We start from the raw sequence: 8,476 nt of genomic DNA on the forward strand, positions 1-8,476 counted from the left end.
GAGCTTCGCTCAGGCCGTTGGCGGGACATAGCCCGCCACCGCTCTAGCGCAAAAACTGTTGGTGCGGTCTCACTTGCGCTGTGCGCAAATGATCCCACCCCGCAGTTTTCTGCCCGAGCTTCGCTCAGGCCGTTGGCGGGACATAGCCCGCCACCGCTCTAGCGCAAAAACTGTTGGTGCGGTCTCACTTGCGCTGTGCGCAAATGATCCCACCCCGCAGTTTTCTGCCCGAGCGTCGCTCAGGCCGTTGGCGGGACATAGCCCGCCACCGCTTCGGCGCCTTCGCCGAAGAAAAACTGCTCCATCTGCCTGGCCAGGTATTGGCGGGCGCGTTGGTCGGCGAGGTTGAGGCGGTTTTCGTTCACCAACATGGTCTGGTGCTTCATCCACGCCGCCCAACCTTCTTTGCAGACGTTTTGATAAATGCGCTTGCCCAGTTCACCTGGGTAGGGCGAGAAGTCCATGCCTTCGCCTTCTTTTTTCATATAAACACATTGCACGGTGCGAGCCATATTTACCTCTTTGAATGAATTGGAAAGCAGGGCAGGCGGCACTTGGTCTGCCCACGGAAACTTGATTCAGTTGAGCTTTTTGACCAGCACTTGCGAGCGCCGATCCCAGTTGTATTTGCGCTTGCGCTCCTCGGGCAACCATTCCGGGTCCACAGGCTGGAAGCCGCGTTTGATGAACCAATGCATGGTGCGCGTGGTCAGCACAAAGATGCTGGCCAGACCCTGTGACTTGGCTTGCTGCTCGACGCGCTTCAAGATGCGGTCGCCGTCACCCTGGCCTTGCACGGCCGGTGACACGGTCAAGGCGGCCATCTCGCCGGTGCGTGCCTCCACATAAGGGTAAAGCGCCGCACAGCCGAAGATCACACCGTCATGCTCGATGACGGTGTAGAGGTCGATATCGCGTTCAATCTCGGTGCGGTCACGTTTGACCAGGGTGCCGTCGCGTTCCAGCGGTTCGATCAGCGCAATGATGCCGCCGATGTCGTCGGAGTCGGCTTCGCGCAGGCTCTCCAGCTTTTCGTCCACCACCATGGTGCCGATGCCGTCGTGGGTGTAGACCTCCTGCAAAAGAGCGCCGTCAACGGCGAACGGCACGATATGGGAGCGCTCAACGCCAGCTTGGCAGGCCTTCACGCAATGACGCAAGTAGAAGGCCACGTCGGTCGGCTCGGTCGCCGCCGGCTGTCCCGCCAGCATGCGCACCGCTTCAGCCAAGGTCAGTTCGGTGTCGACCGGGCTGTTCGCGTCGCCGGGTTGCTCGCGCACGCCTTCAACTTCGCAAACAAACAGCAATTTGTCGGCCTGCAGGGCGATTGCCGCGCTGGTGGCCACGTCTTCCATATTCAGATTGAAGGCCTCGCCGGTGGGCGAGAAACCAAATGGTGACAGCAACACCACCGCGCCGCTGTCGATGGCGCGCTGAATCGCCGCGGCATCGACCTTGCGGACTACCCCGCTGTGCTGGAAGTCGACACCGTCGACGATGCCAACCGGGCGCGCGGTCAAGAAGTTGCCCGACACCACCCGCACCGTCGCGTTGGCCATCGGCGTATTGGGCAGGCCTTGGGAGAAGGCCGCTTCGATCTCAAAGCGCAGCTGGCCGGCCGCTTCCTGCGCGCAGTCCAGCGCCAGCGCGTCGGTCACGCGCATGCCGTGGCTGTATTGCGGCCGCTGACCCTTGGCGGCCAATTGCTCGTTGACCTGGGGCCTGAAACCATGGACCAAGACGATCTTGATGCCCATCGCATGCAGGATGGAGAGGTCCTGCACAAAGGCGTTCAGCTTGCCGGCCGCCACCAGCTCACCTGGCATGCCGACCACAAAGGTTTCACCCCGGTAGGCGTGAATATAGGGCGCGACGGATCGAAACCAGGGGACGAAGGTGTGGGGAAAGACAAGACTCATGGCCGCAATTGTGCCGCAGGCATCCGGCGCCCATGGAATCTGGGACTTGAAAAGCGCAGGCACTTGCTTGATTATTGGCCCGCACTTTTCAACCAAGGAGATGACGAATGGATGCTTACAAAACACATGGCGCGTTCAGCTGGGCCGAGCTGATGACACCCGAGCCTGCCAAGGCGGCCGAGTTCTACGGCTCGCTGTTCGGCTGGGTGGTTGAGACCATGCCCATGCCCATGGGCGACTATCACGTGATCAAGGTCGACGGCACGCCGATGGCCGGCATGATGAGCTGCCCCGACCCGAGCGTGACGATGCCGCCCAACTGGAGCAGCTACGTCACCGTTGACGATGTGGACGCGGCCATCACCAAATGCACCGCGCTCGGCGGCGGCGTGCTGATGCCGGCCATGGATGTGCCGACGGTGGGCCGCATGGCGACCATCCGCGACCCGCAGGGCGCGGCCATCAATATCATCACCTACGTGGCAAAAACTTGAATTTGCGGCGGGCGCGGATAATCCGCGCTTCGTGAATGATTCCAGCCCCCCCACCCCTCCAGCCGCGCCCGCCATCAAGCCGGCGCCCGCCCGCCGCCCCGGCCCGCCCGCCAATCCGCTGCCGCCCATCACCTTTCCGGAATCGCTGCCGGTCTCAGGTAGGCGCGACGACATCGCCCAGGCGCTGCGCGAGCACCAAGTCATCATCGTTTGCGGTGAAACCGGCTCCGGCAAGACCACCCAGCTGCCCAAGATTGCGCTAGCTCTTGGCCGCGGCCGCGCCAACACCGGCAAGCTGATCGGTCACACCCAGCCGCGCCGCATAGCAGCCAGCAGCGTCGCCAAGCGCATCGCCGAGGAGCTGAAAACGCCGCTGGGCGAGGTGGTTGGTTTCAAGGTGCGCTTCCAGGACCGGCTCTCGCCCGGTGCCTCGGTCAAGCTGATGACGGACGGCATTTTGCTGGCCGAAACGCAGACCGACCCGCTGCTGCGCGCCTACGACACCTTGATCATCGACGAGGCCCATGAGCGCTCGCTGAACATCGATTTTTTACTCGGCTATCTGCGCGAGGTCTTGCCCAAGCGCCCGGACTTGAAGGTGATCGTCACCTCGGCGACCATCGACGCCGACCGTTTTGCCAAGCACATTGAATCCGCCAAGGGCCCGGCGCCGGTGATCACCGTGTCCGGGCGCTTGTTCCCGGTCGAGCAGCGCTACCGGCCGTTTGAGGAGTCACGCGAGTACGACCTCAACAACGCGATCTGCGACGCCGTCGACGAGTTGTGGCGCGAGGGCGGCGGCGACGTTTTGGTGTTCCTGCCGGGTGAGCGCGAGATCCGCGAGGCCGCCGAGGCGCTGAGAAAGCATCACCCGCCCGGCGTCGAGGTCTTGCCGCTGTTTGCGCGCCTGTCCCAGCAGGAGCAGGACAAGGTTTTCGAGCCGCACGGCCAGCGCCGCATCGTCTTGGCGACCAATGTGGCCGAGACCTCGCTGACCGTGCCGGGTATCCGTTATGTGATCGACCCCGGCACTTCCCGCGTCAAGCGCTACAGCTACCGCAACAAGGTCGAGCAGCTGCAAATCGAGCCGGTCAGCCAGTCCTCGGCGAATCAGCGCGCCGGCCGTTGCGGCCGCGTCGCTAACGGCATTTGCATACGGCTTTACGACGAGAAAGACTACCTCGCCCGCCCGCGTTTCACCGATCCGGAGATCCTCCGCTCATCGCTGGCCGGGGTGATTCTGCGCATGAAGACGCTGGGCCTGGGCCAGGTCGATGACTTCCCCTTCATTGAGCCGCCGCCGCGCAAGGCAATTGCCGACGGCTACCAGCTGCTCAACGAGTTAGGCGCCGTTGACGATGCCAATGAGTTGACGCCGATGGGCAAGGAGCTGGGCAAGCTGCCGCTCGACCCGCGCGTCGGCCGGATGATTCTGGAGGCGCGCTCGCGCGAGGCGCTGGCCGAAATCCTGATCATCGCCAGCGCCTTGTCGGGCCAGGATGTGCGTGACCGGCCGATGGAGCAGCAACAAGCGGCCGACGAGCGGCACAAGAAGTTCGATGACGACAAGTCGGAGTTCTTGGGTTACTTGAAGCTGTGGAAATGGCTTGAAGAAAGCAAGGGCGGTGCGGGCGAACACAAGCTCAGCCACCGCCGCTACGAGGCCTTGCTGCGCGAGAACTTCGTCAGCCCGCGCCGCGTGCGCGAGTGGCGCGATGTCTATTCGCAGCTGCACACCGTCGTTGCCGAACATGGCTGGCGCATGAACACCGCGCCGGCGACTTATGAGCAGGTGCACTTGAGCATGCTGGCCGGCCTGCTCGGCAATCTGGGTTGCAAGAGCGACGAGGACGAGTGGTACTTGGGCGCGCGCGGCATCAAGTTCTGGCGTCACCCCGGCGCGCATCTGAGCAAAAAGCCGGGTCGCTGGATCGTCACCGCCGAGCTGGTTGACACCACGCGGCTGTTCGGCCGCGGCATCGCGGCGATCGAGCCGCAGTGGCTGCCGGGTATTGCCGGCCATCTGATCAAGACCCAGTTGCTCGAGCCGCATTGGGAGAAGAAGGCGGCCGAGGTGATCGCCTTGGAGCGCGCGACGCTGTATGGCATCGTCATCTATAGCAACCGGCGCGTCAACTTCGGCAATGTCGATGCGGCTGCCGCGCGGGCGATCTTTATTCGCGAGGCGCTGGTCAATGGCGAATGGGAATCGAGGCTGCCGTTTCTGGCTCACAACAAACGCCAGATCGCCCATGTCGAGGAGCTGGAGCACAAATCGCGCCGCCAAGATGTGTTGGTCGATGATGAGCTGATCTACGCCTATTACGACCAGCATCTGCCGGCCGAGGTCTGCTCGGGCGCGACGCTGGAGCGCTGGTATCGCCACGCCTCCAAGGCCGAACCGAAGCTGTTGCAGCTCAGCCGTGATGAGTTGATGCGCCACGAGGCGGCCGGCATCACCAGCAATGCGTTCCCGAAGACGCTGCGCATGGGCGGTGTTGATTGCCTGGCGAGTTACTTGCACGAACCCGGCGACGCGCGCGACGGCTTGACGGTCGATGTGCCGATTTACGCCTTGAACCAGGTGAATGAGGAGCGCTGCGAATGGCTGGTGCCCGGCATGCTGGCGGCCAAGGTCTTGGTCTTGCTGAAGAGCTTGCACCAGCGGCCGCGTTCAAGATTGGTGCCGCTGCCCGACTTTGTGGCCGAGTTCATCGCCAGCAATCCCTTCGGGCAGGGCGCCTTGATCGAGGTCTTGCTGAAGGCCGTCAGGGAGCGCACGCAACTGGCGATCCAGCGCAATGACTTCAAGCTGGAGCAACTGCTGCCGCATCTGTTCATGAACTTCCGCGTCATTGATGAACATGGCCGCCAGCTCGGCATTGGTCGCAATCTGGCGGCGCTGAAGGCCGAGCTGGGCGGGCAGGCAAGGTCGGCGTTTCAGGCGCTGGCGGCCTTGCGTCTGCCGGCGTCGGCACCGGCCGTGGTTGAGCCACCGTTGGCCCCGGGCGGCATTCATGCCGAAGTCAAGGCCGCACCCAAACCAGCACGGGAACTCAGCAAGACCTATACCGCCTGGACCTTCGGTGAGCTGCCCGAGTTGATGGAGGTGTCGCGCGGCGCGCAGACGCTGATCGGCTTCCCGGCCCTGCTGGACCGTGGCACGCATGTGGAGATCGAGGTCTTCGACGAGCCCGATGTGGCGGCGGCCCGCCACCGCCTGGGCCTGCGCCGTCTGCTGGCCTTGCAGCTGAAGGAGCCGCTGAAGTTCCTGGAAAAAAACATCCCCGATCTGCAGAAGATGTCGGTGCTGTACCTGAGCTTGGGCACGGCCGAGGAGTTGCGCGAGCAGATCATCGGTGTGGCGTTGGACCGTGCCTTCCTGGCCGAGCCGCTGCCGACCGATCAGTTCAGCTTCAAGGCCCGCATCGACGAGGGCCGCGGCCGTTTGAACCTGATCGCCCAGGAAGTGGCGCGCCAGACCGGCGTGGTGCTGCTGGAATTTGCCGCCGCCACGCGCAAGCTCAAGGACGCACGCGCGCCCAAGGAGGCCGCCGACGACATCACCGCCCAGCTGCAGCGCCTGCTACCGAAGCAGTTCGTCGCCGCCACGCCCTGGGCGCAGCTGCAGCACTTGCCGCGTTACCTGAAGGCGATCAGCGGGCGGCTGGACAAGCTGCGCGCCGACCCGGCCCGCGACGCCAAGCTGCTCAGCGAGCTGAGGCCGCTGGAGCAGCGCTATCTGCGGCGCGTGGTCGAGATGAAGGGCTCAGCTGATGCGCGCTTGACGGATTTCCGCTGGCAAATGGAGGAGTTGCGGGTCAGCCTGTTTGCGCAGGAGTTGCGCACGCCGCAGCCGGTCAGCGTCAAACGGCTGGAGAAGGTGTGGTCACAATGGGCGCAGTGATCGGGATTTGGGCTGCGAATATTGCCTTGCTCGGCCTATCAAGAATGAGCTGGATTGGGTTAAATGGGGTTGCGGCGGTATGCGCTGCCTAAACTCGCAACCATCGCCGAATTGCTCTGTGACCGACTCCAAGCCCAACTCATCCGCAGCGCCCGCTGCGACAAAGCCCGCCGCGCCGATGCGCCGCTTTGGCCGTTTCGAGTTGCGCCAGTTGTTGGGCAAAAGCACGCGCAGCATGTTGTGGCTGGTGTTTGATGCCAAGCTCGATCAGGAATTGATGCTGTGCATGCCGCGAGTGGCGCCCAATAGCGGCGCCGCGACCGAGCATTGGCTCAAGACCGCGACCGCCGGCGCCCGCGTTGTGCATCCGAATTTGGCCCATGTGGTCGAGGTCGGACAGGTTGAAAAATGGCCCTATATGGCCTATGACCGCGCTTTGGGAGAGACCCTTGACGAGCGCCTGGCGCGCCAACCCAAGCCCTTGCCGGTGGAGGCGGCCGAATGGATGTGCCAGTACCTGGAGGGCCTGGCCTTTGCCCATGAGGCCGGCCATGCGCACCGCGATGTGCAAGGCTCGACGCTGATCATTGGCCCAACCAATCAGGTGCGGGTGCTGGGCTTGGAGGCGGCGCAGGAAATCTTTCCTGCCACGACGGACTACAACTCGGTGACCCGCCGCGCAGTGCGCGATGCGGCGGCCGAAGACATTTTGTGCGTTGGCCTGCTGCTGCATCGCACCTTAAGCGGGCGCCCGGTGCTGGAGCAAGCCGACCTGCATCTGGTGGTGCAACAGATGCAGCCGTCCGGCCATGAGCTGGTGCGCATGGGCTGGGAGACGCCGCATCCGATTGCTGAGCCGCTGCGCGCCATCTGCAACCGCGCAACCGACCGCCAAGAGCGCCAGCGCTATCACATTGCCCGCAGCTTTTTGCGCGCCTTGGACGGCTGGCGCACCTCGGCCGGCCATGACGAAACAGGGCCGATTGCGCTGCTGATCGACAAGCTGCAGCGCATTGGCCATCTGCCCAGTACCTCGGCCGCTCTGCATAGAGTGGGCCAGTCCTCGGCCATGGACAGGCAGCACAGCAGTGCGCTGGCCACGTTGGTAATGCAGGACATGGCGCTGGCGCTGGAGTTGCTGCGCCGGGTCAATAACGCCCTGAAGCAAAGCGGCGCGGCGGTCGACGGCACGGTTTTGAATATGCAGCGTGCCATCGCCATGCTGGGCCTGGAGGGCGTGAGCCAGGCGGCCCGCTCGCTCAAGCCCTGGCCGGGTCCCTTGAACGAGATGCAAGCGGCGTTGCTGCAAAGCTTGATGAAGCGAGTCCACCGGGCCGGGCAAATCGCCCAGGCGCTGCGGCCGGCCGGTTATGACGCCGAGGTGGTCTACCTGATCACGGTGATGCAAAACCTCGGCCGTTTGCTGTTGCAGTACCACTTCCCCGATGATGCGCAGCAGATTCGGCAACTGATGCAGCCACCCGAGCCGACCGCCGAACAGCCGCATCCGGCCGGCATGAGCGAGCAGGCGGCCGCCTTCGCCGTGCTGGGCTGTGATCTGGAGTCGCTGGGCACCGCGGTGGCCAAGCATTGGAGCCTGGGTGACGAGTTGCTGCACATGATGCGGCGCCAGCCGCCCACCGCCGCGCTGCGCGCCAGTGCGCATGGCAAGGAGAGCGACAACGAGGTGCTGCGCCTGACCTGCAGCCTGGCCAACGAATTGGTCGACGCATTGATGCAGCCCGAGGCCAAGCGTGTGGCCGGTGTTGAATTGGCCACCAAACGCTATGCCCGCACCTTGGGTCTGGGCTTGAAAGACATTCAACAAGCGCTCAATCCGGAGGCGGCGGCGCCGGTGGATCATGGGCGCTCAGGCTTGATGCCGTTTGACGGCGATGCGCCCAAGCCCTCGGGTCTGCGCGCGCGTTTGGCGGTCAAGGCGGCGACCGATGGTGGGCACTAAGTTACCCGACGCAGGTCGCTTTCAACTGCGCAGAATCCTCGGCGAAGGCGCCCAGGCAACCGTCTGGCTGGCGCATGACCCCAGGCTTGACCGCGACGTCGCGCTGAAGGTCTTGCGGCCCGGCGCCGACCTGCTCAGCGTCGACGAATGGCTGCACGAGGCGCGCGCGGTCAGCCGGCTGACCCATCCCCAT

5 protein-coding genes and 1 pseudogene are annotated in these 8,476 nt (G+C 64.1%); 4 read left to right on the forward strand and 2 right to left on the reverse strand.

Annotated features, from left to right (window positions below):
- Nucleotides 1-239 precede the first annotated feature (239 nt).
- Both RMO57_RS15980 and argA read right to left on the reverse strand, forming a co-directional pair.
- Nucleotides 240-512 (reverse strand): oxidative damage protection protein, encoded by a 273-nt coding sequence (locus tag RMO57_RS15980; RefSeq protein WP_310388284.1) that lies wholly within the window; start codon nucleotides 510-512, stop codon nucleotides 240-242.
- Between the two features lie 66 nt (nucleotides 513-578).
- On the reverse strand, nucleotides 579-1,919 hold the full coding sequence (gene argA / locus RMO57_RS15985; RefSeq protein WP_310388279.1) for an amino-acid N-acetyltransferase: 1,341 nt from the start codon (nucleotides 1,917-1,919) through the stop codon (nucleotides 579-581).
- A gap of 107 nt (nucleotides 1,920-2,026) precedes the next feature.
- On the opposite strand from argA, the gene RMO57_RS15990 reads away from it, so the two are divergent.
- From RMO57_RS15990 to RMO57_RS16005, 4 genes and pseudogenes are all read left to right on the forward strand, one after another.
- A complete protein-coding gene (locus RMO57_RS15990) occupies nucleotides 2,027-2,413 on the forward strand; it encodes a VOC family protein (RefSeq protein ID WP_310388280.1) in 387 nt (128 codons plus the stop codon).
- Complete coding sequence (hrpA, locus tag RMO57_RS15995; RefSeq protein WP_414896444.1) at nucleotides 2,328-6,320, forward strand: ATP-dependent RNA helicase HrpA; 3,993 nt, start codon at nucleotides 2,328-2,330, stop codon at nucleotides 6,318-6,320. The genes RMO57_RS15990 and hrpA overlap by 86 nt, the downstream gene beginning before the upstream one ends.
- Nucleotides 6,321-6,438: 118 nt before the next feature.
- Nucleotides 6,439-8,283 carry a serine/threonine protein kinase gene (locus tag RMO57_RS16000; protein ID WP_310388282.1) on the forward strand — a complete coding sequence of 615 codons (1,845 nt, stop codon included), beginning with the start codon at nucleotides 6,439-6,441 and terminating at the stop codon, nucleotides 8,281-8,283.
- A pseudogene (locus RMO57_RS16005) lies at nucleotides 8,270-8,476 on the forward strand (serine/threonine protein kinase); the annotation flags it as partial. The gene RMO57_RS16000 and the pseudogene RMO57_RS16005, both read left to right, overlap by 14 nt.

Source organism: Roseateles sp., assembly GCF_031397715.1.
Classification (GTDB): domain Bacteria; phylum Pseudomonadota; class Gammaproteobacteria; order Burkholderiales; family Burkholderiaceae_C; genus Paucibacter_A.